This is a genomic window from Neobacillus sp. K501 (assembly GCF_053749995.1).
In genome coordinates this window covers 326,530-352,618 of sequence record NZ_JBSLYA010000003.1, presented here as the reverse complement: position 1 = coordinate 352,618, position 26,089 = coordinate 326,530, and the positions used below count along the sequence as shown (strand labels likewise).

19 protein-coding genes are annotated in these 26,089 nt (G+C 41.0%); 16 read left to right on the top strand and 3 right to left on the bottom strand.

What is annotated here, in order from left to right; translation table 11 throughout:
* Positions 1–182: 182 nt before the first annotated feature.
* The 4 genes from ACWM35_RS09715 to ACWM35_RS09700 all read left to right on the top strand — a co-directional run bounded on the left by ACWM35_RS09715 (position 183) and on the right by ACWM35_RS09700 (position 4,087).
* Complete coding sequence (locus ACWM35_RS09715; RefSeq protein ID WP_454817753.1) at positions 183–1,931, top strand: thiamine pyrophosphate-binding protein; 1,749 nt, start codon at positions 183–185, stop codon at positions 1,929–1,931.
* Positions 1,931–2,857, top strand: coding sequence for a bile acid:sodium symporter family protein (locus ACWM35_RS09710; protein WP_454817751.1), 927 nt, complete (start codon positions 1,931–1,933; stop codon positions 2,855–2,857). The genes ACWM35_RS09715 and ACWM35_RS09710 overlap by 1 nt, the downstream gene beginning before the upstream one ends.
* Positions 2,854–3,840, top strand: a complete 987-nt coding sequence (locus tag ACWM35_RS09705) for an SDR family oxidoreductase (RefSeq protein ID WP_454817749.1) — start codon at positions 2,854–2,856, stop codon at positions 3,838–3,840. The genes ACWM35_RS09710 and ACWM35_RS09705 overlap by 4 nt, the downstream gene beginning before the upstream one ends.
* 112 nt (positions 3,841–3,952) lie before the next feature.
* Entirely contained in the window at positions 3,953–4,087 is a 135-nt protein-coding gene (locus ACWM35_RS09700; RefSeq protein WP_454817747.1) for a hypothetical protein, read from the top strand.
* Positions 4,088–4,148: 61 nt separating this feature from the next.
* Here the strand turns inward: ACWM35_RS09700 and baiCD are convergent, their stop codons facing one another.
* The gene (baiCD, locus tag ACWM35_RS09695; protein WP_454817745.1) at positions 4,149–6,086 is read right to left on the bottom strand and encodes a bile acid Fe-S flavoenzyme BaiCD; all 1,938 of its coding nucleotides are present in this window, start codon (positions 6,084–6,086) and stop codon (positions 4,149–4,151) included.
* Positions 6,087–6,274: 188 nt separating this feature from the next.
* On the bottom strand, positions 6,275–6,970 hold the full coding sequence (locus ACWM35_RS09690; RefSeq protein WP_454817743.1) for an AIM24 family protein: 696 nt from the start codon (positions 6,968–6,970) through the stop codon (positions 6,275–6,277).
* A 151-nt stretch (positions 6,971–7,121) separates the two neighbouring features.
* On the opposite strand from ACWM35_RS09690, the gene ACWM35_RS09685 reads away from it, so the two are divergent.
* The gene (locus ACWM35_RS09685) at positions 7,122–10,292 is read left to right on the top strand and encodes an ATP-binding cassette domain-containing protein (RefSeq protein WP_454817741.1); all 3,171 of its coding nucleotides are present in this window, start codon (positions 7,122–7,124) and stop codon (positions 10,290–10,292) included.
* Between the two features lie 69 nt (positions 10,293–10,361).
* On the top strand, positions 10,362–10,505 hold the full coding sequence (locus ACWM35_RS09680; RefSeq protein WP_454817739.1) for a hypothetical protein: 144 nt from the start codon (positions 10,362–10,364) through the stop codon (positions 10,503–10,505).
* A gap of 559 nt (positions 10,506–11,064) precedes the next feature.
* Here the strand turns inward: ACWM35_RS09680 and ACWM35_RS09675 are convergent.
* A complete protein-coding gene (locus ACWM35_RS09675; RefSeq protein WP_454817737.1) occupies positions 11,065–13,101 on the bottom strand; it encodes a helix-turn-helix domain-containing protein in 2,037 nt (678 codons plus the stop codon).
* Positions 13,102–13,298: 197 nt separating this feature from the next.
* On the opposite strand from ACWM35_RS09675, the gene ACWM35_RS09670 reads away from it, so the two are divergent.
* The 10 genes from ACWM35_RS09670 (at position 13,299) to ACWM35_RS09625 (ending at position 26,086) form a co-directional block, all read left to right on the top strand.
* Complete coding sequence (locus ACWM35_RS09670; RefSeq protein ID WP_454817735.1) at positions 13,299–13,511, top strand: acetyl-CoA carboxylase biotin carboxyl carrier protein subunit; 213 nt, start codon at positions 13,299–13,301, stop codon at positions 13,509–13,511.
* Positions 13,512–13,552: 41 nt separating this feature from the next.
* On the top strand, positions 13,553–15,109 hold the full coding sequence (locus ACWM35_RS09665) for an ABC transporter substrate-binding protein (RefSeq protein WP_454817733.1): 1,557 nt from the start codon (positions 13,553–13,555) through the stop codon (positions 15,107–15,109).
* 25 nt (positions 15,110–15,134) lie between these two features.
* Entirely contained in the window at positions 15,135–16,082 is a 948-nt protein-coding gene (locus ACWM35_RS09660; protein WP_454817731.1) for an ABC transporter permease, read from the top strand.
* Positions 16,083–16,097: 15 nt separating this feature from the next.
* Positions 16,098–16,937 (top strand): ABC transporter permease, encoded by an 840-nt coding sequence (locus ACWM35_RS09655; protein WP_454817729.1) that lies wholly within the window; start codon positions 16,098–16,100, stop codon positions 16,935–16,937.
* An 11-nt stretch (positions 16,938–16,948) separates the two neighbouring features.
* Entirely contained in the window at positions 16,949–17,953 is a 1,005-nt protein-coding gene (locus ACWM35_RS09650) for an ABC transporter ATP-binding protein (RefSeq protein WP_454817727.1), read from the top strand.
* Positions 17,946–18,911 (top strand): ABC transporter ATP-binding protein, encoded by a 966-nt coding sequence (locus ACWM35_RS09645; RefSeq protein ID WP_454817725.1) that lies wholly within the window; start codon positions 17,946–17,948, stop codon positions 18,909–18,911. The genes ACWM35_RS09650 and ACWM35_RS09645 overlap by 8 nt, the downstream gene beginning before the upstream one ends.
* Positions 18,912–18,949: 38 nt before the next feature.
* On the top strand, positions 18,950–20,506 hold the full coding sequence (locus ACWM35_RS09640; protein WP_454817723.1) for an acyl-CoA carboxylase subunit beta: 1,557 nt from the start codon (positions 18,950–18,952) through the stop codon (positions 20,504–20,506).
* A 25-nt stretch (positions 20,507–20,531) separates the two neighbouring features.
* The gene (locus tag ACWM35_RS09635; RefSeq protein WP_454817721.1) at positions 20,532–22,256 is read left to right on the top strand and encodes an AMP-binding protein; all 1,725 of its coding nucleotides are present in this window, start codon (positions 20,532–20,534) and stop codon (positions 22,254–22,256) included.
* Positions 22,257–22,851: 595 nt separating this feature from the next.
* The gene (locus ACWM35_RS09630) at positions 22,852–24,522 is read left to right on the top strand and encodes an AMP-binding protein (RefSeq protein WP_454817719.1); all 1,671 of its coding nucleotides are present in this window, start codon (positions 22,852–22,854) and stop codon (positions 24,520–24,522) included.
* Between the two features lies 1 nt (position 24,523).
* A complete protein-coding gene (locus ACWM35_RS09625) occupies positions 24,524–26,086 on the top strand; it encodes an acyl-CoA carboxylase subunit beta (RefSeq protein WP_454817717.1) in 1,563 nt (520 codons plus the stop codon).
* Positions 26,087–26,089: the final 3 nt, after the last annotated feature.

Below are 26,089 nucleotides of genomic sequence, written 5' to 3'. Positions count from 1 at the left end.
CAACATCACCTTCATTGTAAAACATCATTTAAACCACCACTTATTTGACAAACATGAATTCTTCAACGAAAGCCTTTCATTAAATATCAGAATAGTTAAATAACAAAATAAATGTAAGCGTTTGCTATACCGATGTAATGTTAAAACACATATCTACCAAAACAGGTAGTAGGAGGAAGCATATGGGAGAAATGTCAGGCGGCGAAGTAATCGCTAAAATGTTGAGCTTAGAGAATGTTGAAACGGTGTTTGGGATTATTGATGGCACCTATTTTGGCTTTTATTCAAGTCTACAAAAATATGGAATTGAGTTAATTACTCCTAGACATGAGACTAGCGCCGCACACATGGCTGGGGCATATGCGCGTGTCACAGGAAAACTAGGGGTTTGTATGGCGAGTAATGGACCGGGTGTTGCCAATATCTTGCCTGGATTAGTAGTGGAGCAGGGGGAAGGAAATAGAGTACTAGTGATTACCAGTGCAAGACGAACAGGGATTATGTATCCTGATCGCGGCGGGACTTATCAATGCTTCGACCAGGTTGGCGTGATTTCGCAAATGGCCAAATGGAGTGAGGCTGTGCCATCCTTTGATAGAATCCCTGAAATGCTCCGTACCGCTCTTAGGAAATGCTATGAGGGCAGACCTGGGGTTGTTCATCTAGATATTCCTGAAAACATCCTTAATACAAAAGTGAAAACGGACCTAGCTTTTTGGGAGCCCTACCAATATCGCATGACCGAATTGCCAGGTGCTTCGGAAGAACAAATCGACCGCGCTGTTGAACTCCTCGTCAATGCCGAATTTCCACTTATTCATGCCGGCAGTGGGGTGATTCATGCACGAGCATATGAAGAATTAGAAATGGTGGCCGAGCTGTTACAATCGATGGTGACAACCAGTTGGGCGGCAAGAGGTGCGATCCCGGAGAGAAACCCTCTCATGATTCCAATGCTGCACATCCAAACGAATAATAAAGCACGAAATGAAGCCGATGTTCTTTTGGTCCTAGGGTCAAGACTTGGTGAAACCGATTGGTGGGGGAAAGCTCCCTATTGGAATGCCAACCAAAAAATGATTCAAGTTGACTTGGATCCCGGTATTTTAGGAGCAAACAAACCCGCGGAAGTGGCAATACAAGCGGATGTGAAGAAATTTTTAACACAACTTTACGAAAAATTGCGTAAACGTAAGGATCAGATTGCTATAGAGCAGCGCAAAGCTAAGATTGATCGAATTTTAGCGGATAAAGAGAAGGATCGAGCGAAGTTGGATAAACATTTAGAAGACTTTGCTATACCGATGAACCCAGCCCATGTCCCTTCGATTTGCCAGGAGGTTTTCCCGAAGGATACGATTACCGTGTTAGATGGTGGAAATACCGTTATTTGGTCCAATTTCTTCTGGCAAGTAGATCAACCTGGTTCGGTAATTTCTACGTATAAGTTCGGAATGCTAGGGGCGGGGATTGGACAAGCTCTTGGCGCCGCAGCAGCCAATCGAAATCGTCCAGTGTGCTGCATCATTGGTGACGGAGCCATGGGCTTCCATCCCCAGGAAATTGAAACTGCGGTTCGAAATGAATTGCAAGTGATCTTCGTTGTTGTCGTCGATAAGCAATGGGGGATGGTGAAAATGAACCAACAGTTTGCTTTAAAACCGATTAAGACCGTTTTGAAAAAATCATTAAGTTCGGAAGAAACGATCAATGCGGATTTGGGGGATATCCAATTTGATAAGCTTGCAGAAAGTATGGGCGCTTATGGGGAATATGTGAATGACCCAAAAGGCTTAAAGTTGGCTTTACAACGAGCGCTTGCTACAGGAAAATGTTCCGTTCTGCATGTCGAGGTGGATCCAGTCAAACATATGTGGGCTCCAGGGTTAAAGTACTTCAAAGATATGCACGCAGAGCCAAAGGGTAAATAATGGCCATCGATCAAGTTCAACTCAATTTTAATCCTACGACCCTGACTATCATGAATATCGCCATCGCGTTTATCATGTTTGGCGTCGCATTGGATTTACGTATGGCTGATTTCAAAAGGACGTTTTCTACCCCCAAACCCATCCTTATCGGACTTACAGGTCAGTTTTTGCTATTGCCAGCTTTTACGTTTCTGTTGGTTTCCATTATTAAACCGCTGCCTAGTGTTGCCCTAGGATTAATTTTAGTTGCTGCCTGTCCTGGGGGCAATCTTTCAAACTTTTTAACCTATATTGCCAAAGGGAATACACCGTTATCGATTACGATGTCAGCTGCTTCTACCGTGTTTGCCATCTTTATGACACCATTAAATGTGCTGTTATGGGGTTCGCTTTATCCAGGAACAAAAGCATTGCTTCGATCTTTTACCATCGATCCTATTGATATGTTCGTTTCGATTTTTCTTATGCTTGGATTACCACTAATTATCGGGATGCTGATTCGTTCTAAATATCCAGCCTTTGCGAGAAAAGTTAATAATGGGATGAAATATTTTTCTATCGTCTTTTTCATCTTGTTTGTAGTAGCCATGCTTGTCGCTAATTTTAACTATTTTATTGAATTTGTCGGCATGGTCGTATTTATTGTATTTTTACAAAACGCCATCGCCATGTTATCAGGCTATTTTTCTGCACGATTATTTAAACTTCGAGAAGCAGACCGACGGGCAATAGCGATTGAGGTCGGGATACAAAATTCAGGTTTGGGGCTCGTTCTGATCTTCAGTTTCTTTAATGGTCTCGGGGGAATGGCGATTGTCGCGGCTTGGTGGGGAGTATGGCATCTCATCTCAGGCTTAACAATGGCCACGATTTGGTCACGGCGGGCACCTGAAGCTCCGCCTGTGAGTAAAGGGGTACAAATATGAATGTATTAATTACGGGAGCCTCAGGATATCTTGGCAGAAATTTAGTGAAAAAACTGGCGAAACTAAATCAATTTCAAATTTTTGCGGCTGATATTCGAGACAATGGAATCAATGATCCGTTTGTTACTTTTGTAAAATTAGATGTCCGTTCCCCAGATGTCAATGAGGTTATGCGTCTGAACAAAATCGACACAGTCATTCATCTGGCATCGATTGTCACCCCGGGGAAGAAGAGTAATCGTGATTTCGAATACTCCGTCGATGTCTTAGGGACAGAAAATGTCCTTAAGGCATGTGTTGAAAATGGGGTGAAGCGAATTATTCTAACCTCTAGTGGCGCTGCCTACGGCTATCACGAAGATAATGCGGAGTGGATTAAAGAAGAAGATCCGATTCGCGGAAATAAAGAGTTTGCCTATTCCTATCATAAGCGACTCGTCGAGGAGCTGTTGGCCAAATATCGCGTCGAACAACCTCAGTTAGAACAGGTTATTTTTCGAATCGGAACGATTTTAGGAGATAATACGAACAATCAAATTACTGCTTTGTTTGAAAAGAAGGTGCTGTTGGGAATCTCCGGTTCAAAAAGCCCATTTGTGTTTATATGGGATCAAGATGTGGTCGAATGTTTAGTAAAGGCCATTACTGAATCAAAAAGAGGGATTTTCAATGTTGCAGGGGATGGTGCCCTCACCATCGATGAGATTGGCGAGATCTTAAATAAACGAGTGCTGAGGATTCCGGCGGGGCTAGTTGCAGGCATGCTTTTTATTCTCAAGAGACTGAACTTGACCCAGTATGGGGAGGAGCAAGTCAATTTCCTTCGCTATCGACCAGTGCTGGACAATCAGCAATTAAAAACAAACTTCGGCTATACTCCGAAGAAAACATCCAAACAAGCATTCTATTACTTTTTAGAAAAACGACAAGAAGCGAAGGGGAAACTTACGCCGATACCGTTTAATAGAAATCTAGATGCTTAACGAAAAAAGGTCAGTCTACGCACTGACCTTTTTTGTCCTTTTTGATGCACCTTTTGGATCCTCTTACATATCATAACTTCTGTGAGAAATTTTTTTGGAAGGAAGATGAACAATGAATAACTACCCAATCATCTTGAGTTCGAACGAGCCTAACGCTGAGGGAAATGGATATAAAATAATAGAAATCAATGTATCCGACCCGATTGAAAATGTATATGCAGTTGTCACACCTGTGCAAAAACAATAGGGGATACCCAATAAAAAATATCAAAACGCCAGACTACTATAAATATCTGGCGTTTTCATTCTTAAATAGTTCTTGCTACTTCAACCGCTTCTTCAATCGCGTCGATTGCCCTTCGTGCCTTTACCGCATCGCCAATAACGTATACTGGAATCTCCATTTTCAGACAATATGCCTTAATATCTTCATAGTCTCTAGGTTTAGAACCTATCGCTGTCACGACATAATCACATTCAATATTTTCAAGCCCTCCATCCTTAGCAATGGTAAGAATGCCTTCTTTAATTTCAATGCATTGCGCATTCGTGATGACCGGAATTTGAGAATGATAGAGACTTTCTAGCACACATATTTTCCTAAAGTCACCTAATTCTTTCGCTACTTCATTTAAAGCCTCAATGATCGTAACCTTGATATTTCTCACTGCAAGGTACTCGGCAACCTCCAAACCTACTAATCCTCCGCCAATGACGACGACAGTTCCATCCAGATTTGTTTTACCAGCCAACACCTCAAAGGAATTCGTCACATGAGGAAGAAGCGCCCCTGGGATATTTAATTTTGCCGGTTCTGCTCCAGTTGCGACAATCACCGCATCCGGTTGGACATCTTCAAGCAGGGAAGTGGTCACCGGAGTGGATAGACGAATGTCAACCTCCGCCTGTCTAGCCTGATTGCCACGTGAAATCGCTGCCTCAAGCATTTCACGTTTGCGAGGTGCAGCTCCAGCCAAGATAAATTGCCCGCCTAACTGGTCAGATTTTTCACAAAGTATTGGTTCATGACCTCTTTCTTTGAGTAAGATGGAGGCTTCAATCCCAGCTAAACCACCGCCAGCCACGAGCACCTTTTTAGGCTGCTCTGTTTTCACGATCGTAAATTCCTGTTCACGCCCTAATGCAGGATTGCGCATGCATGATAGGTGAGGGTACAAAAGTGGGAGCGTGTAGCGATCTACACAGCCTTGATTACAGCCCACACAAGAAATAATGCTTTCTTCAGCACCAGCACGAGCCTTATTACAAAAATCTGGATCAGCCAATTGCCCACGGCCGATCACGACCATGTCGGTTTTTCCACTTGCAAGAATATCTTCTGCCTGCTGTGGCTCATTGATTCTTCCAACCGCAATGGTTATCATTCCAGTTTCTTTCTTAATTCTTGCGGCATTATCAACATTAAAGCCTTTTGGCAAATCGATAGGGGGAACTTCATATTTCACCGCTGCACTCCAGGAGTTGCCACGAGAAACGTCTAATGCATCCACGCCAACCGCTTTTGCCATTTTAGAGAATTCTATGATATCTTCAATGGAAAGTCCGTTATCGACATAATCATCCTGGGCAACAATGCGCATGAGAATCGGCATTTCCTCAGGGATATTCTGACGGATTGCTTCAATACATTCTAGCGAATATCTCGCACGATTTGCTAGAGAGCCACCATATTCATCGCTTCGCTTATTCATTGCCGCACTCAAGAAGGAATGGGGGGAATAGCCATGAGCAGCATGAAATTCGATACAATCAAAACCAGCCTCAACGGCACGTCTAGCTGCAGTCCCGAAGGCTTGTACCACCTCATGAATCGTTTCGATGGAGGCTCCTGGTATAACTGCATCAGCTAATTTTATTTCACTAGGCATAATACACTGCGCATTGGAATCAGCCCCAGTAGCAACCATACCGCCTTGCCATAATTGCACACAGGACTTACCACCAACATCATGAATGGCTTTGTTGAATTTCTTGAGTCCTGGTAAAAAACTGTCATCATGAATCGATAGAAAGTTTTTCGGGGCTGAGGGAGTATGAACAGAAGCGGCTTCCGTAATATTTAGACCATTCCCACCTAAAGCTCTGGCAACATGATAATGAATCAGTTTATCGGTAACAAAGCCGCCATCTGAGATTAAGTTAGTGGCCATCGCTGGAAAAACCACCCGGTTGTTCAATTCCATTCCACGGATTTTGATCGGATTGAATAAATTTTCAAACTTCATGTTTATTCCCCCATACAAATATTTTGTGAAACTATTCACTCATTATTATAAATTTACTAGACTTAAAAAACTTAGGAGGAATGTGAAGATTATGGTAATTTTCGAGCAATGAGGAGGATGTTTTCATTTTGAGGTAAGAGAAGAAGAGGGATCGCAAACGAAATTGCAATCCCTATGATCGTCTTAGATTATGATTGTTTTGCCTTCAAATAAACCTCTTCGTATGGTTGAATGACAACAAAGCCGTCGCCCTGGAATTTCATTTGAATCGACTCACCGCTACCTCTACCGATGAAGGTTTTAAAGCTGATATCGGTCTGAAATTCAGGCTGCAGATTCCCAGACCAAGCAATTGTGGCATTGGGATCCGTACACACAGGGGCACTAGGCGTCACCCTTAACGTAAGCGGTTCGTAATGCGAGGTAAAAGCGATCATCCCAGTTCCTTCACAGCGAACATTAAACAAGCCGCCGGCCATCATTCCGGCAATTTTCTTCATTAACTTAATATCCCATTTAATGCTAGATTCAAAGGCGAGCAAATCATTGCCATTAATATAAATGGAATCATTTTCTAAATTGAGGATAATAATCTTCTTGCCGCTGTCCGCTAGATATAATTTTCCTTTCCCGTTCGCTTTCATGAGAGAGGCACCTTCGCCGGTAAAAGCCTTTTTGAATGCGGTTCCGAGCCCATGCTCTAATAAGCCTTCACGAGTAAATTTTATTTGCCCGTGATAGGCTACCATCGATCCCGCTTTCGCCCAAACCTGCCCGTCTAAATTTACCTCTAGCATCCTAGGTGTCTCTAATTCAAAGAATCCTTCACCCTTATCCTTTTGCTCCGTTTGCTTAATAAACTCACTAATGGAATATCTACCCATTATGACCACATCCTTCCTGTATGATTAAAATTTACCACATTTTACTATGCTTTAAATAATAAAATGGAAGAATTCTTTCTCTCATTTCACTATCTATAAAAATTATGCTACGATGGGAAGGCATAATTTTGCGAATTGTGAGGTTATTACGTTGAAAATAAAACAATTAATTGCCAACAATATTAACAAATTGGACACCTCGCTTCCTGGGGATAAATCGTTAGGAATCGCTGGTTTATCGGGATCGGGAAAAACTACTTTTTGCCAAACGATTGGGGAAGAATCGAAAAAGCGACTTGTTTCCTTATTGCCAAAAGCAGAATACCAGTATTTGTTTTCCAATATTATGGAGACCAATTTCAGTGCGATCAAAATGGAAGATATGCCGCTCGTGTTGTTTCTTGGAAAATCCTCCATCTCGTCCAATCCCCGTTCTACCATTGGCACTCATACAGGTGTTTTCAAAGAGATTCGTGTTATGCTAGCCGAGAAATTCCATCTTTCACCTGAAACATTTTCCTTTAATAATGCCCTCGGCTGGTGTCCCGAGTGTAAAGGCCGTGGGACCACAAAGAATGTGGAATGTAAAAAATGCCATGGCCAGCGCTATAGCCAAGAGGTGGAGCAATATAAGCTCGAGTTACTTGGAAAATCTCATAGTATTTCCGATATCAATAACTTAAGTATTGAAACGATTTTTTCTCTAGCAACAGAATTACATATTAGTGAAGAAAAACAGCATATTCTCCAAAATATCATCAACATGAACATAGGTTACTTAACCATCAATCGAATAATGGGAACGCTGTCAGGCGGGGAGGTCACTCGCCTTTACTTAGCGGAATTCATGGCTGCTAGTGAAAATACGGTGATCATCATTGATGAAATCTCTGTCGGACTCGATCACGAGACCCTATTAAAAATTCTCGAGCAAATTAAACAATTAGGCTATAAAAACCAAATTTGGCTGATTGACCATTCAGATACGGTTCTTGATGCTGCTGATGATCAGTTGTTCTTTGGTCCTGGAAGTGGGAAATATGGCGGGAAAATTGTTGAAGAGTCCCCGCGGCCAAAACCGATTATTTGGGAACGTAATCCTGCCGAGACATCTGAATGCTATCAATTTCAAGAACTCTATTTACGCAATATACAAATCGAAGAGATTCAGATTCCTAAAAATAGATTGGTTACCTTTACTGGGGAATCTGGCTGCGGAAAATCGACACTTGTCAATGAGTGTATGGCCAAAGATTTTATTAAGCGCTATCCGAAAGATAAACTGGTAATGGTCGGACAGGACCGGAATCAATCGATTACCAGCCGGTCAACCGTTGCGACCTTTCTGGATATTAAAAGGAAACTTAGAAAATATGAGGATGAGATTGACGATATTTTCGGGCGTTCAATTGAAGATATTATTGAGGAACTTCCAAACGAAGATATTGCCCATAAACGCTTGAGCTTATTGATAAAGCTTGGTTTGGGATATTTGACTTTGGAACGGAAAACACAAACACTATCAACGGGTGAGTTTCAATGTGTTCATTTAGTTTCTGAGTTATTCTCAAATACTAGAAACCCGCATACGTTGTTTATTTTTGATGAGCCTTCCAAAGGGTTGTCTCAAAATATATTAAACCAATTTATCGATAGTATCAGGGTTATTTTACAGGATGAATCGGTCTCGATCTTGATGATTGAACATAATGCTTATATGCTCGAAAGCTCTGATTACATTGTTGATTTTGGGAAAAGGAAGCCAGAACCAGTACAGCATTTGGACGTTGTCTCCCATGAGGATTACTATCACAATAAAAATAGGGAAGAGGAGTCAGCTTCAACGCATATTTCCTCTACACTTAAACGACAAACCGGGATACACTATTTAGAAGAAAATCATTTGGACTATTTTAAAAAAGCAGAGAACATCTATAAAGGCGGAATCTTAAAGAGCTTATCCTCCATGGCTCGTCTGATTTATGGGGAATATGAATCCGACACCATCGCCCCTGTTATCGCAATTGATCTCGAAAGACATTTATATAGCCAATATAGCTTTCTTTATGAAATTGGCGGACTGATCAACCATATTGTTGCGGCCCATCCGACCAATAAAGATACGAGAAGCTTTGATTTTTACCATCAAGATAACCATTGTCCGAGCTGTAACGGCCGCCGAGTGATTGAAACCTTTGATTTCGATGTCGTTATACAAGACAAGACCGTGCCATTCTGGGATGGATTATTACATCCAGACGTGATGGAGGTTTTAAAATGGTATCAATATCCAAAGCTGCAATTCCTCTTTGATGAGATCAAGAATGAGCTTGGCCTAGATATTAGTAAAAGCTATAATGAAATGACCGAAGCCGAGAAACACACCTTTTTGTATGGCTATTGGGAAAAATCCTTTTATGATAAAGCTGGCAAGGCATCCAGAACATGGGAAGGATTTAATTTAATCATTGGGCGCTATATGTTTATTTCGAAATCGATCATTAAAGAAAAGATGAAAGAGTCAAAAAAGATGATTACCTGTCCTGTCTGTGAGGGTACTGTGCTTAATCATCATAAAAAGCTGAAATTCGGTGAAACCGATATTCGCGATATCATTCAAATGCCAGTTAATCTTGTAATAAAAGTGGTAGGGGAACTACCTGAACTTGTGAAACTGAAGAACATGGTTGGCGGCGAAATGGTCCTAACAGAGGAAGTTTCACTGCTACCACGGGAAACGCAAGTTCGTTTGAAATTGCTGGAATTGGAGCTGGCAAGCTTTGCTGGCTACGAGATTGTCTTGCAAAATGCCCAGCCATTTTGGAAAGAGATAAATGGCCACATGGAAGCGATTAGCAGCAAAAATCGTGTGACCATCTGTGATTTCCCTGCCATTACTGAAACACGTGAAACCATCATCGACAAGTATTTCACCAATGGCAAATATAAAAAATTAACGTATGTATACGAAGCGTTTGGTTATAAAAAAATTGTCACCCAGATTAATAAAATCAAAGCCAAGCACCCATGTCCTTTCTGTAATGGGAAGAAAGTCATTTCTGAAGACGGTTTGCACGATGGAGTGAATAAATTATCGATCCCTTGTGTGAACTGTCATGCCAGTGGGATCAATGACGAAGGACGTAAGGAATTCGTTGATGGGGTGGATGTGGAAACCTGGCTGACAGGCAAAGTAAAGGACGTTGTAGAAGAAAGTATATTGACTGAAGCTGTTCGGGATATTCCGATTTTCAATCGCATACGTGAGTTGAATAAACGCGATATGATGGCAGTATATCAATCCCTGGAGCAAAATAGATAACTTTTATAATACAAGGCTCTTTTCTAAAAGAAATTTGTTATCACTATTTCTTGTGGAGTGACCTGATAAATGCAAAAAATATCACGTTTTTGGAGAGCGCACCAAGTGATTCCCGTTGTACAAGGAAAAGCACGTGCATGGGCATCAGAGAAGAGATCTGATTCCCGTTTCACAAGTAAAAGCAGGTGGACGGGCATCAGAGATGAAATCTGATTTCCGTTTCACAAGAAAAAGCATTTGCACGGGCATCAGAGAAGACATCTGATTCCCGTTTCACAGGTAAAAGCATGTGAATGGGCATCAGAGAAGAGATCTGATTCCCGTTTCACAAGAAAAAGCATGTGGGCGGGCATCAGAGAAGAGATCTAAAGCCCGTTTTACAAGAAAAAGCATGTGGGCGGGCATCAGAGAAGAGATCTGATGCCCGTTTCACAAGAAAAAGCACGTGGACGAGCATCAGATAAGGCATATGATTCCCGTTTCACAAGAAAAAGAATGTGAGTGGGCATCAGAGAAGAGATCTGATTCCCGTAGTAAAAGAAAAAGCACGTGCGCGGGCATCAGAGAAGACATCTGTTTCCCGTTGTACAAGAAAAAACATGGGCACGGTCATCAGAGGTCACGTATAAATACCAATTAAACCTAATAAATCAATCCTACTAAGTGCAGAAACACTAATGTGAATGGTAGATAGGAAAAACAAAAAAGTTAGCTAAAACAGCCTAATTCAAAAACTCATTTGCACTTTGATTTGCAAATGAGTTTTTTCCTTTTACTCTAAAGTTCCCCTAAGATGATACGCTAGCTGCATTTTTAATAGATCTTCAGGCTTTTCTAATGAGATTTCAAGTGCTTCTTCGATTTTTCTAATTCTTTGATAAAGGGTATTGATATGAATATGGAGATCCTCAGCAGTTTTTGCTGCATTCCGATTACATTTAATATAAGAAAGTAGCGTTTGTTCAAGTTCGCTATTGCGTAACCCTTGTGTTGCTAATGGAGAAAAGATTTCCTGAAGGAACTCATCTACCTCCTCATTCGATAGATTTAAGAAAAGTCGATTTATTCCTATTTCAGAAAACTGAATGGAACCAGAACGCTTGCGCGAGGAAAGATAAGTTAATGCTTTGTTTGCCTCGGTATCCATCTTCTTAATAGATTCAATCCCTTTATACATCATCCCAATTCCGGCATACAGTTTTTGGCCATCATTAAGCTCCCACTCCGTTAAAAGCGAATTTAATTTCTTAATGATCCTTTCTCGATTCGAAGGATGATGGACGGAAAAAAGGATGGTTACCTTGTTGTGATTGCCGAAAATAATTTTTTCCTCTTCTTGAAATCGATTATTCATGCGGGCAACAAAACGATGAACGGTCGTATTGAGTGTTTGAAGGTCATTATGATTTGGTAATTCAACTTTAATAATGAAAAGATTATTTTTTAAAAGAATGCCATGTTCAAGCCCCTCTAGATAAAGAAGCTCAGGATTCTCTTGTTTCAATAGATCATTATAAAAATCATGGATTTTTTTATTATGCACCTCATTGAGCAGCTGCCGTTTAGCAAGTTCCAGAGCTAATACAGATCCGCCTCTTTCGACAATGACCTGTTCCATCTGGGTTAATTGCCTTGGAACATGAACTACAATACAAGCATAACTGATCTGATTCACAAGAATTGGATAAATAAACATTGATTTTTTATCATTATCTATAACATCCACATACATGGATTCGTTTTTGTCGCCACATATCTTTGAAATTTCATCCATACTTAAAATCGGCTGTTTCATCTTATTGGTCTGATAGTATTTATTTTCATAAAAATCAACGAACGTAACAGGCAATCCCAGCATTCGATCCAGCTCCATCGTTATCGTCTCGATCCCCTTATTTTGAATGGAGAGCTGTGTCAAAGTACTATGCACTTCATTTTGCTTCACCAAGACAAGATTTTTTCGATTAATTTCAGAAAATAATCGTGCATTTTCAATGGCAATCGCTATTTGCGCGGATAAACCTTTAAGGATTTGCAAATCCCATTTTGCGATGTGGGGGACTCGCTTCCCTATTTGAATACTTAGAACACCCATGACTTCATTTCGAAAACTGACAGGCACCGTCACATATGCAAAGACTTTTGAATAGGGGAATGCTAGTTTGAGATAATTTAAATTTTCAGGAGAAGTACCCTTAAGGGATTCCTTTACATGCAAAGAGGTGGCAAAAATTCTTGGTTTTCCATCGATATAAGTCTGCCCGCAAGCAGATTCTCCAATTTTAAATCGAACTTTCTCAATTGTTTTATTCCATCCCTTATAAGCCCTGCAAATTAACCGATCAATCGATGGACTATATAACCATAAAGATGACACGTCTGCCTCTGGAATAACAGCTGCCACATTATCGAGCATATTCTGCAAGAGTTCATCTATATCCAGTGTAGATGTAATATTTTGGACTCCTTCTATCAGTTTATTCAATTTAATCTCTTTACTTTTTGTTGCAAGGTCAGAATAAACAGGATACAAAAGATAATACAGAAGATCCATATCTTCCTTTGCTAATATAGGCTTTTGTTTTTTAAAATTAATCGCCACTTTGTAGTTTTCAGGAAAATCAAATAAGTAATAGTTTTGATAATCTAAAGGGAATGTAGATTTTTCTATTAAAGATTCAGGTAGTGGATTTTGTTGCAGTTCTATTAATTTCCATTCATGGTCAAATGGACTATACAACCAAATCTGAAAATCATGTATTGATAACTTCTTTTTCAATAACGACCGCATCATTAATAGGTTTTTCATGTTTACATACTCCTCAGTGTGAAAATTCACATCGAATTTAAGATGAGAATATTCATATCGACATTGCTGTAATTTTACCAATCTAGTATTATTTTTGTAAATACGAATATTTTAAAAATTCCGAATAAGGTGGTGGATACCAAATAAATTGAAAGCGTTTTATTGTGTTTTTATAAAATACGAGGGGAGATAGAGGAATGAGTAAATTATTATCATCGATGGCGGGCAATGTCTATAAAGTTTTAGTCAAACCAGGTGACCGAGTGGAGTCTGATGTAGAAGTTGTAATCCTTGAATCTATGAAAATGGAGATCCCTATCGCCGTTGAGACACAAGCCATCATCAAGGAAATAAAAGTGAATGAAGGCGATTTTGTTAATGAAGGGGACGTTATTCTGGAACTGGAGTAAAAAGTCCTATAAATAATTTAATCAATCATAGGAGGCTTTCCATGAAAAAGGTTAGTAGGTTCGTTAGTCTTTTTACCTTATCAATACTATTGGTTATGGCAGGTTGCTCTCAGAAAAACACAGTGTCAAACAATCAAGCCTCTGAAGGAACCCAAAATGCGGGAGATCCTAAAAAAGGCGGAGATCTTGTAATCGGCTATGATTCCGACATTAGTAACTATGACCCTATTTTAGGGAACTCAGGGAATGATCACGCTTTACTTTATCCAGTTTATGACACATTGATTAGTTACAATAGTAACTTAGAGCCAAAGCCAGGACTAGCAAAATCTTGGGAAACCCCTGATGATAAAACGATTATTCTTCACTTGCAAGAAGGTGTAACCTTCCATGATGGTACAGCTTTAGACGCGGAAGCCGTTAAATTCAATTTGGATCGTGCTAATTCTGAGGTATCTAAAGTTTCAGATTTAGTAAACGTGGAATCGGTAGAAGTGGTCGATCAATATACCGTAAAATTAAACCTCAAACAGCCAGACTCTTCTATTATTCTCGCACTTTCAGATCGTACAGGAATGATGGTTTCACCGACAGCCGTTGAGAAATTAGGAGTAGATTTTGCCCAAAATCCAGTTGGAGCAGGCCCATTTAAGTTTGTTGAGTGGGTTCGTAATGGGGAAATCAAGTTCCAAGCCTATGAAAATTATTGGCAGAAAGGGCTTCCATATCTCGATAGCATTACTGCAAAAATCATGCCTGATGAAAATACCCGCCTAAACGCATTCAAATCCTCACAATTAGACTTTTACTGGAATGTCTCTGCTAATAATCTCCAAGTCTTGAAAAATGATAAAAGTATAACATTAGATACAAAAATGAGAGTTTATTTCCACAATATTTACTTGAATACGAAAATGGCACCTTTCGATAAGAAGGAAGTGAGACAAGCTTTCTTACATTCAATTGATAGGGAGGCTATTGTTAAAGCTATTTACTTAGGTAATGGCGAACCAGCATACCAGGCATTCCCCAAGGATTATTGGGCATCCAATCCTGATATGAAAATTAAATATGATCCGGCTAAATCAAAGGAACTATTAAAGAGTATCGGATTAGATACGGTTAAATTTGATATGTTTGTCCCTACGATAGCGGAATATCAACGAGTGGCTGAAGCGATTCGTGGCCAGGCGAAAGAAGCTGGTTTCGACATCCAGATCCAGACAATGGAACTGACAAAAGGGGTTGCCTTATATTTTAATGAAAAACAAATTCCTGCAAATCTAACATCTTGGACTGGTAGACCTGATCCTCAGCAGACAGTCAATTTGCTATTGAGTGGAAGCGGTTTCTATAATGCTGGTGGCGAGACCACGCCTGAGAAGGAAGCCTTGGTTGCACAAGCTGCTGCGTCCTATGATCAGGAGGAACGTAAGGAATTATATGGAAAAATCAATGAAATGGCTATTTTAGACGAAGCTTTGACCGTTCCAATTGTATTTACTCCCGTAACAGGAGCAATGAAAACTCAGGTTAAAGGATTTGAAGGAACTTTACTGGGTAAACCGAAATTTTCCTACCTATGGCTAGATCAATAAAAAGATGAAATGAGGGGAGAGACCAATGTTTTTTAAATTTTTGCTACGACGCTTGATGTATGTAATACCCATGCTTATCGTAACAACTCTGATTGTCTTTTCCCTTATTCTAATCATTCCGGGTGATCCTGCACTTGCTCTACTTGGGGATAATGCTACAGAAGAAAAACTGGCTCAGTTGCGAAGTCAACTGGGCTTGGATCAACCGATAATGATTCAATATTGGAACTGGCTTGTCAACGCGATTCAAGGTGATTTAGGGCGTTCACTCTTTACTGGGGAAATTGTGAGTGATGCCATTTTAACAAGGTTTGGTGTAACATTTCAGCTTGTACTTGCCGTTATTCTACTTTCCTTTGTTTTTGGAATGATTTTTGCGATTGCTTCTATCCTTAAACCCAATAGTTGGATGGATTATCTTGCAAGATTTATAGGGACATTAGGGACCGCGATTCCAAATTTTTGGCTGGCAATGCTCTTGATCGTCATTTTTAGTGTAAATCTTGGCTGGCTTCCAGCTACAGGATTTACCAGCTTCTTTGATAGTCCAAGTGGTTTTATCCAAATGACCATCCTTCCAGCCATTTGTTTAGGAGCATTTGGGGCTGCTCAGATTACTCGACAACTCAGGTCCTCCTTGTTGGAAGTTCTAGATACAGACTATATTCGAACTGCCTATTCAAAAGGTCTATTGCGTTGGCTAGTTATCTGGAAGCATGCATTAAGAAATTCTTTACTTCCTGTTATTACAACGGTTGGGCTTTTATTTGGCAATATGCTTGGGGCAACCGTGGTTATCGAAACCGTATTCGCAATTCCTGGCATGGGGCAGTTAGCGGTGAATTCCATCTTACAAAGAGATTTTCCGATGCTTCAAGGTGTTGTCCTGGTAATGGTCGTAATGGTTCTCATTATCAATTTTGTGACCGATGTTGTTTATAGCGTTTTAGATCCAAGAATTGAATTTAATTAAGAAGGAGGCCTCAAGATGCAGTTTCGTTTGGTATTCCAACGACTTATGAAGGAACGTCTAGCGTTCATCAGCATGCTATATCTGATTATTTTAGTGCTTTTAGCCCTATTTGCGTCGTTGATTGTACCCTTTGATCCTGATGCACAGGATTTAAATAATATCATGTTGGCACCAAATGGAATGCATTGGTTTGGAACGGATGAATTGGGCAGGGATGTGTTCTCACGGGTACTTATAGGAGCACAAGCCGCATTACAAGCGGGTCTTGTAGCGATTCTCATTCCTCTTGTGGTCGGTGTACCATTAGGAATTATCTCCGGGTATCTTGGGGGTATTGTGGATGACCTATTTATGAGAATCGTAGATGCTATTTTATCCTTTCCTGCCATTCTCCTTGCATTAGGGATTACAGGAGCACTAGGTGTTAGTCTGTGGAATGCCATGATCGCGATCGGGATTATTTTCACCCCGCAATTTGCTCGGTTAGCACGAGGGCAAACGCTTCAGGTAAGACGCGAGCCTTATGTAGAAGCAGCGAAAATCTCAGGTGCAGGACCAATGTGGATCATGGTGAAACATATCCTCCCTAATATTTTATCGCCGATCATCGTTCAGGCCTCCTTTAGCTTCAGTTTGGCCATCATCGTAGAAGCTTCCCTAAGCTTTCTTGGGATGGGGGCACAATCTCCTCAGGTCAGCTGGGGCGGCATGCTTCAACAGGCGTACAGTTTGATTTTTGTCAATCCGTTATTGATGGTATTCCCTGGTGTTGCCATCCTCATTTCCGTTTTAGCTGGAAACTTTTTTGGCGATGGACTCCGCGTTGCCATTGATCCGAAAATAAAAAGAACGTAGGGGGTATTGAATTGAGAGAACCCGTTTTAAAAGTCAAAAATCTTACTTCATATATCCCAACGTCAAAGGGAGAAATAAAACCGGTAAACCATATTTCTTTTTCGATAGGAAAAGGTGAGATTGTGGCTTTAGTGGGAGAATCGGGGAGCGGGAAAAGTGTGACAGCTCTGTCCATTATGGGATTAAATGCTCCATCGATTAAGTATGGAAAAGATAGTGTCATTTCCTATAAAGGTGAAAACATGCTTCGGATGAAAAAGAGGCAATTGAAGAAGATACGTGGCAATGAAATCTCAATGATTTTCCAGGACCCCATGGCCTCCCTCAATCCGCTTCATCCAATCGGTAAGCAAATTGCTGAATCGATTCATATTCATCAGGGAATCAGTTATAAAAAGGCGAAGGAAACCGTTATCCAGTTGCTAACTAAGGTCGGAATTCCGGATCCTAAAAGCAGACTGAACGACTATCCACATCAGCTATCTGGCGGGATGAGACAAAGAATCATGATTGCCATTGCCCTTTCTTGCAATCCATCATTACTCATTGCTGATGAACCGACAACAGCACTGGATGTGACCATTCAAGCTCAGATTTTAAACGCTATGCGTCAGCTGCAACAAGAGACAAATGTTTCGATTCTCATGATTACTCACGATTTAGGAGTAGTAGCAGAGATGGCGGATCGTGTTCTTGTCATGTACTGTGGAGAAATCGTTGAAGAAGGGGATGTCCACTCGCTTTTCCAAAACCCACAACATCCTTATACAAAAGGGTTATTGGCTAGTGTACCAAAGCTGAGAGGTTCTTCGGAAAAATATCTTCATACGATTCCCGGAGCCGTGCCAAACCCGCTCGAACTTCCAATGGGTTGTAACTTTTATTCACGCTGCAACAGTGCAACCGAAAAATGTCTTCATCATTCACCATTGCTTACTAACCTTGGCGGCGAGAAAAGGGCTGCTTGTTGGAATCTCGTAGATCAGCAATCAGAAGAGGTGAGCGTACATGCCTGAACCATTGATATCCATTAAGGACGTGAAAAAATATTATCCTGTTGGGAGCGGTTTATTTGGTAAGAAGGATAAATGGTTAAAAGCCGTAGATGGTTTCAGTCTTGATGTACTTCCTGGTGAAACGGTTGGACTTGTTGGTGAGTCAGGCTGCGGAAAATCGACACTTGGAAGAATGGTTGTCGGCCTATTAGAACCGACGGAAGGCAAATTGATTTTTGAAGGAACCTCACTAACCAATGGTCAGAAAAAAAAGGATTTGGGGAAAAAAATTCAAATGGTCTTTCAGGACCCTTATTCCTCTCTGAATCCAAGGATGACGGTATTCGATATTATCGCTGAACCACTGGTACTTCATAAAATTGGGACGAAAATGGAAAGGAAAAAGCGTGTGGATGAACTACTTGAGAAAGTAGGACTGACATCTGCACATGGAAGTCGTTTTCCAGAGGAATTTTCTGGAGGACAGCGTCAGCGCATCGGGATCGCAAGAGCATTAGCCCTGAATCCTAGGCTGGTTGTTTGCGATGAACCTGTTTCGGCATTAGATGTCTCGATTCAAGCACAAATTTTAAACCTCTTAAAGGATATCCAGGAAGAAATGGGTCTATCCTATATTTTTATTGCTCACGGATTGCAAGCGGTAAAGCACATTAGTGATCGGATAGTCGTGATGTATTTAGGAAAGGTCATGGAAATTTCAGAAACTGATGCGCTATTTGAGCATCCGCTTCACCCTTATACGGAAGCATTGATTTCTGCCGTCCCCGAGCCTGACCCAACGATTCGTGACCGGGAGCGTATCATCTTAAAAGGAGATATTCCAAGTCCAGCAAACCCGCCGGTGGGATGCAGATTTCATACTCGCTGCCCACTTGCAGATGAACGTTGCAGAAGAGAAGAACCACCGCTTGAACAGGTAGCTGAAGGCAGATGGGTAGCCTGTTTTTATCACGGATAAATTTGAAATGTGAGCATCAAAAAGAGAGGAGTCGCGATATGACCTGGGAAACCGAAATAAAAGAAATCCGAAGGCGTGAAGAGTTAGCCAAACAAATGGGTGGCGAAGAACGAGTTGCAAAACATAAATCTAGAGGAAAACTAACAGTCAGAGAAAGGATTGCTAGTTTATTAGATGACGATACCTTTCATGAAACCGGTGCGATTGCAGGAAAAGCAAAATACAATGAAAATGGGGAATTAATCGAGTTTACCCCAGCGAACTTTATTATTGGAACAGGACGGATTAACGGGAGAAAGGTGGTCGTCGGCGGCGATGACTTTACCGTTCGCGGAGGCGCAGCTGACGGAGCGATTATGGGAAAACAAATCTATGCAGAGCGTTTGGCCCATGATCTACAGTTGCCACTCATCCGACTCGTTGATGGTACTGGCGGGGGCGGGAGTGTCAAATTTCTAGACACACAGGGTCATACATATGTTCCAGTAAATCCTGCCTGGGATTTGGTCGTTGCCAATATGGAACGTGTTCCTGTCGTCGCGTTGTGTCTAGGTTCTGTAGCGGGGCTTGGCGCTGCTAGAGTGGTCGCTTCACATTTTTCTGTCATGGTAGAAGAAACAGCCCAATTATTTGTCGCTGGTCCTCCTGTTGTCAAATACGGGATGGGACAGGATTTATCTAAGGAAGAATTAGGTGGTATACAAGTTCATCGCACAAGTGGAGCCATCGATAATGTGGCTAGTTCAGAAGAGGACGCCTTTGAGCAGACCCGAACTTTCTTGTCCTATCTGCCTTCTAGTATATGGCAGCTTCCAGAAAAAAAAGAAAGTCAAGATGATCCACACCGTAGAGAAGAGCGATTAATTTCTGTCATTCCTAAAAACAGAAGGTCTCCTTATAAAATTCGTGAAATACTACCTTTGATTTTTGATAAAGAATCCATCTTTGAGATGGGGCGTTATTATGGCGGAGGTACACTCACCTGTTTTGCTCGGCTCGATGGTCATCCAGTTGGGGTATTAGCTTCAGATCCATATGTGAATGGCGGCGGCCTGACAGCGGAGAACTCTGAAAAAATTGAAAGATTTGTTGATCTTTGTCAAACCTTTCATTTGCCCATTGTGAATCTTGTTGACCAGCCAGGTATGGTCATTGGACTTCCGAATGAATTGAAGGGAACGATACGAAAAGGAGCGCGTGCCATAGCCGCTATCTACCAGGCGAAGGTGCCAATGATTGAAATCATCATGCGCCGCGTTTTTGGTGTCGGAGGAGCAGGAATGTCAAATGGTCACGGATTAAATCTTCGCTACGCATGGCCATCTGGGGATTGGGGTTCCCTCCCAGTAGAAGGTGGTGTTCAGGTTGCCTACCGACGCGAACTTGTAGCAAGTGAAAATCCCGGGGAATTATTAACACAATTGCTTGAAAGGATGGAATCGGTTAGGTCTCCGATACGGACCGCAGAAGCATTCGGAATAGAAGAAATCATTGATCCTCGAGATACTAGGCCGCTTTTATGTGAATGGGTAAAAGATGCATATGCGCTTCTCCCGCAAATGCTTGGGCCTTCAAGTCATGGGATGAGACCTTAAATATAATAAAGGAGGAGAAAGAAACTTGAATCCATTATTGGAAGGGGCATTTCCAGAAGAGGTCGTTACAAAGAGCCTAGCCTACTGGGCAGATGTAGCACCAGAGAAAACATTTCTTTACTACGGGGAAGATGAAAAACATATTTCTTATCAACAATTTCATCAAGTCACCAATAGTATTGGAAATTCACTTCAATCAAGAGGGATCCAGAAAGGAGACCGAATTTCCGTTTTTTTAAAGAATCCTTTCATTTCCACGCTCGTTATGTTCGGGATTTGGAAATGCGGAGCCGTGTTTAGTCCAATTAATTTCAATTATCGTGGGAAGCTATTAAGCTATCAGATTAAGGATACACAGCCAAAAATGCTTATAACAGAGCGGACGATGGTACCTATATTAAATGAAATCGCTTCAGAAATGGAAGGATTAACTACAGTCGTCCATAATCCTATTGACGGAGATCACGACTATATTGCAGAAATAGCTGATTTATCGCTGGATACGAATTACCATGAAATTTCCTTCAAACGATTGTTACAAGGAGATACAGATAATTTGGAGGTGGAAATCCATTATTGGGATACCGCCAATATCATATATACATCAGGTACGACTGGACCAGCCAAAGGCGTTGTTCAATCACATCGCTGGATAAATGGATATACCATTGGCAGCAGAGTAATGATGTCCTCTGAAGATGTCATTTATAATGATTTGCCACTTTATCATGTGGGAGGAGCTTTTTTTAATGTAGCCAAGGCGGCCTATGAGGGCTGTACAGTTGCTCAATGGGATAAATTCAGTCCTAATCAATTTTGGAAAAGGATTGAAAAAAGTGGAGCAACAATGGTTACGTTACTGGATGTAATGATTCCTTGGTTAATGAAAGCAGCTCCGAGTGAAAATGATCGTCATAATACGCTCAATAAGGTTCATATGCAGCCACTGCCAAAATATCATAACGAAATCGCTAAGCGATTTGGATTCGATATTGTAACGGCAGGATTTGGCCAAACAGAATCTGGAAACCCAATGAGCAGTATAATCTTAGAAACAGACGAGGGTGCAGGGACTCCGACAATCCTTTATAAAGGTCTCTCAAGAAAGGAAATCATCGAACAATGTATTCGAAATAATATTCCCATTGTGTATGGGGATCAGGATTTGAAGAAAGGCTTTATGGGATCCCCACGTGCATATTTTGAAATTACTATTCTTGACGATGATGATTTGGAGGTTCCTATTGGACAGGTAGGACAGCTTGCTTTACGTCCACGTTTGCCGCATCTCATTTTATCAGAATATTTAAACAAACCTGAATCAACGGTAAAATCATTTAGAAATCTCTGGTTTCATACTGGTGATGCTGCATACCTTGGAGAGGACGGAAATTACTATTTCGTAGACCGGCTTGGTGGGGTTATTCGCTGCCGGGGAGAAAAAATATCATCTTATCAATTGGAAGATATTATCAATGGACATCCCGACATTGAACTTACTGCCGTTTTTCCGGTACCAGCAGAAGTTGGTGACGAAGATGATGTGGCCATTTACGTGGTTAAGAGGACAGATTCGGCATTGAAAGAAGAAGAGTTGAATCATTGGGTAAAGGATAAGTTGCCTAAATACATGTGGCCAAAATATATTCGATTTGTCTATGAATTACCTAGAACCCCAACGAATAAAATTGAAAAATATAAGTTACGTCAGGAACTGATGGCTGAATTGAAATTAGAGCCTACAAAATAAAATTGATTTTCTATGAAAAGATCATACGACCATTTCTGATAAAATCTTTTTATTTTTTGGTTCTATGAAGTGTTCATACGACCACTTTTGGCGAAATCTCCATGATTTTTGGTTCTATGAAAAGTTCATACGACCACTTTCGCTGAAATCTAAATCATTTTTGGTTCTATGAAGGGTTCATACGACCACTTCTGGCGAAATCTCCATGATTTTTGGTTCTATGAAAGGTTTATACGACCACTTTCGCTGAAGTCTAAATCAATTTGGTTCTATGAAAGGTTCATACGACCACTTCTGGCGAAATCTCCATGATTTTTGGTTCTATGAAGTGTTCATACGACCACTTCTGGCGAAATCTCCATGATTTTTGGTTCTATGAAAGGTTTATACGACCACTTTCGCTGAAATCTAAATCAATTTGGTTCTATGAAAAGATCATACGACCACTTCTGATAAAATCTTTTTGATTTTTGGTTCTATGAAGGGTTCATAAGACCACTTTCGCTGAAATCTAAAACATTTTTGGTTCTATCAAGCATAGATATAGGGAATTAGCCCATTGCCACAATATTCAGTTTGGAGGTTCAGGAGAATAATGAAAGAACTATTACAAAAAAGCTGGCCAAGCGGAGTCTCTAAAACATTATCCTATCGACTAGGCAAACGGCCGCTGCATGAGTATGTCAAGCAAAATGCCAATGATACACCGAATCATATTGCCTACTGTTTTTACGGGAGGAATTTGACTTGGAAAGAGATGGATGAATCAGTCGATAAATTTGCTCAATTCTTAGTCGAAAAAGAAGTTAAAAAAGGAGATAGAATTGCCTTATTTATGCAAAACTGTCCCCAGTATATTATCGCCCATTACGGAATTCAGCGTCTAGGGGGCATTGTAGTCCCATTAAATCCGATGTATAAAGATTCTGAGCTTGAGTATTTGATAAATGAAGCAAAGATAAAAGCGGTTGTTGTTGGTCAGGAGCTAAATTCTCTAATAGATACCGTTCGCCCAAAAACACCTTCCATAGAATTTGTAGTGACTACGAATTATGCTGAATATCTACCAGATGAACCTGCGCTACCTTTACCAGAGGAATTAAGATTGGAAAAACAGCATATTCATAATTCGTATGACTTCATAGATCTATTAAATGAAAATGAACGATATACAAATCATATTGAAATCGATCTTTGGAACGATATCGGGTTAATGGTTTTTACATCTGGAACGACAGGAAGACCCAAAGCGGCGATGTTACCGTTTGGAAGTGCACTTTTTAAAACGGCTGCTACGGTACAGGGGAATCAATTTGACACAGATGGACCATTCCTATCGATTGCCCCATTATGTCATATAGCAGGAATGGTTATGGGAGTGAATATCCCTGTTTATAGCGGGGGAGAGTGCGTCCTATTAACACGCTTTGCCGCAGATACAACGGTCGAAGCCATCGAAAAATATAAGATAAGGACATGGTATAGTATCGCTCCAATGAATGTGGCCATTCTAAATATACCAGGAATAGAAAAGAGAGATTTGACTTCATTAAAACGCAATTCTGCTACAAGTTTTGGAATTCCTGTTACGGAACAATTGGCAAATGAATGGAAAAAACTAACAAACGGATGTATTATGCACGAAGCATCCTTTGGATTAAGCGAAACACATACCTGCGATACCTTTATGCCGGTTGACAAAATTAAGTGGGGAAGCTGCGGGATTCCAACCTATGAAACGGAACTGAAAATACTAGATTTTGAAACAGGCAAACCAGTTGCACCGGGTGAAAAAGGAGAAATTGTCCTTAAAAATCCGGGTGTATTTAAAGGCTATTTAAATCGGCCTGAGGCAACAGCTGAAACATTAAGAGATGGATGGGTCCATACGGGTGACATCGGAAGCATGGATGAGGATGGCTATTTATATTTCCATGGGCGAATTAAAGAAATGATTAAAAGCTCAGGCTATAGTGTTTTCCCAGAGGATGTGGAGGCCTTGCTTAATGAGCATCCAGGAATCCTTCAAAGTGCTGTAATAGGAGTTCCTGATCCAATTAGAGGGGAGAGCGTCAAGGCATTCATTGTCTTAAAATCTGATTATGTTGGAAAGATCTCTGAGGAGGAAATGATACTTTGGGCGAAGGAAAAAATGGCTGCATATAAGTATCCGAGATTTGTAGAGTACCTTGACAAGCTCCCTGCAACAGGATCAGGGAAAGTGTTAAGGAGGCTGTTAAAAGAACCAGAAAGAAAGGGGGTTTGACGTGATAGATCAAGAAAAGGATATCGTAAAAGAATCCGTCGAAGATTTAATCGATCGAAAAAAGCGTGCCTTGTTAAATGGAGGTATCGAGAAAATTAAGCGTCAGCATGATGCTGGATTTCATACTGCCAGGGAAAGGATTGACCTTCTAGTTGATCCTGATTCCTTTATGGAATTTGGTATGCTCAACCATTCAGACATCCCTGGCTTAGAGAACAAAAGTGCTGGTGATGGTCTAATTGTCGGAATTGCCAAAGTCGATGGCAGGCCGGTTGTAGTGCAGGCAGGTGACAAAACAGTTTTTGCAGGTACAGAAGGTGCAGTCCACATGCGAAAAGCGAAAACCATCCACGAATACGCATTAAAACGCGGTTTACCGATGTTTTTCCTTCATGAAGGCGGTGGGCTGAGGATGCCTGATGGCATGGGTTCAGATGGCATTAGCGATAAGCTTTTTCCAAATGAAATGCTGACACATAGCCGGCAGGTTCCTACCATTACAAGTATCCTAGGAGATAGCTTTGGAGGACCAACCTGGATGGCTGTTTCTTCAGATTTTGTCACCCAGCTCAAAGGAACCTGTATGGCGGTTGCTGGTCCAAGAATGATTGAAATGGCTACTGGTCAGGAAGTATCAACAGAAGATCTGGGGGGCTGGAAAGTCCATGCTCATCAAACAGGACAGGCAGACGCATTTGGAAGCACAGAAGAAGACTGTATTGCCCAGATGAAAGAATTTTTTAGTTTCATGCCGTTAAATGCGACTAATGAAACGCCAATTAAAGAAACGAAAGATGATCCATACAGAAGGGTCGACCGCGTATTAGAGATTTTACCAAACAAAACCAATCGCGCCTATGATATGAAAAAAATCATCACTGAAATCGTCGATGATCGTCATATTTTTGAGTATAAAGAGCTATTTGGTCCGGCACTGTTAACGGTTTTTGCAAGATTAAACGGCAGAACAGTGGGGATTATCGCCAATCAGCCAATGAAATACGCTGGTGCAGCGGGAGTTCAGGAATGCGATAAGGCCACAGATTTCATCTGTATGTGTGATTCCTTCAATATTCCAATGATCTTCCTTCATGATACACCTGGTTTCCGTATTAGTAATGAGGCGGAAAAACTGAAAATACCAACAAAAATAATGGTTTGGAACCAAGCGCTCGCTCATTCCACCGTCCCGAAATTATCGGTCATTATTCGGAAAAGTGTCGGTGCAGCCTATGGAAACATGTGCGGACCGACTATGGGAGCCGACTTTGTTGTCGCTTGGCCAACCGCTGAAATCAATTTCACCGGTCCCGAAGTCGGAATCAATGTTGTTTATGGCCGGCAGTTACAAGGGATAGAAAATGCAAAAGAGGTTCGAAAAGAGCTGCTTGAAAAGTGGGCTTTTGATAGTTCTCCATACAAGGCAGCAGCAAAACATCTTATTGATGATGTCATTGACCCAAGAGATACCCGAAAGTTTCTTTGCAAAACATTAGAATTTGCGGTTGTGAAAAATGGATCGATGAGTGAAAGAAGATTGGCCAATTGGCCTACAGGATTTTAATAG

Excerpts from the sequence above, each read along its gene's own strand:
- ACWM35_RS09715 (WP_454817753.1), top strand. The coding sequence starts at position 183 with ATGGGAGAAATGTCAGGCGGCGAAGTAATCGCTAAAATGTTGAGCTTA.
- ACWM35_RS09710 (WP_454817751.1), top strand. The coding sequence starts at position 1,931 with ATGGCCATCGATCAAGTTCAACTCAATTTTAATCCTACGACCCTGACT.
- ACWM35_RS09705 (WP_454817749.1), top strand. The coding sequence starts at position 2,854 with ATGAATGTATTAATTACGGGAGCCTCAGGATATCTTGGCAGAAATTTA.
- ACWM35_RS09700 (WP_454817747.1), top strand. The coding sequence starts at position 3,953 with ATGAATAACTACCCAATCATCTTGAGTTCGAACGAGCCTAACGCTGAG.
- baiCD (WP_454817745.1), bottom strand. The coding sequence starts at position 6,086 with ATGAAGTTTGAAAATTTATTCAATCCGATCAAAATCCGTGGAATGGAA.
- ACWM35_RS09690 (WP_454817743.1), bottom strand. The coding sequence starts at position 6,970 with ATGGGTAGATATTCCATTAGTGAGTTTATTAAGCAAACGGAGCAAAAG.
- ACWM35_RS09680 (WP_454817739.1), top strand. The coding sequence starts at position 10,362 with ATGCAAAAAATATCACGTTTTTGGAGAGCGCACCAAGTGATTCCCGTT.
- ACWM35_RS09675 (WP_454817737.1), bottom strand. The coding sequence starts at position 13,101 with ATGAAAAACCTATTAATGATGCGGTCGTTATTGAAAAAGAAGTTATCA.
- ACWM35_RS09670 (WP_454817735.1), top strand. The coding sequence starts at position 13,299 with ATGAGTAAATTATTATCATCGATGGCGGGCAATGTCTATAAAGTTTTA.
- ACWM35_RS09665 (WP_454817733.1), top strand. The coding sequence starts at position 13,553 with ATGAAAAAGGTTAGTAGGTTCGTTAGTCTTTTTACCTTATCAATACTA.
- ACWM35_RS09660 (WP_454817731.1), top strand. The coding sequence starts at position 15,135 with ATGTTTTTTAAATTTTTGCTACGACGCTTGATGTATGTAATACCCATG.
- ACWM35_RS09655 (WP_454817729.1), top strand. The coding sequence starts at position 16,098 with ATGCAGTTTCGTTTGGTATTCCAACGACTTATGAAGGAACGTCTAGCG.
- ACWM35_RS09645 (WP_454817725.1), top strand. The coding sequence starts at position 17,946 with ATGCCTGAACCATTGATATCCATTAAGGACGTGAAAAAATATTATCCT.
- ACWM35_RS09640 (WP_454817723.1), top strand. The coding sequence starts at position 18,950 with ATGACCTGGGAAACCGAAATAAAAGAAATCCGAAGGCGTGAAGAGTTA.
- ACWM35_RS09630 (WP_454817719.1), top strand. The coding sequence starts at position 22,852 with ATGAAAGAACTATTACAAAAAAGCTGGCCAAGCGGAGTCTCTAAAACA.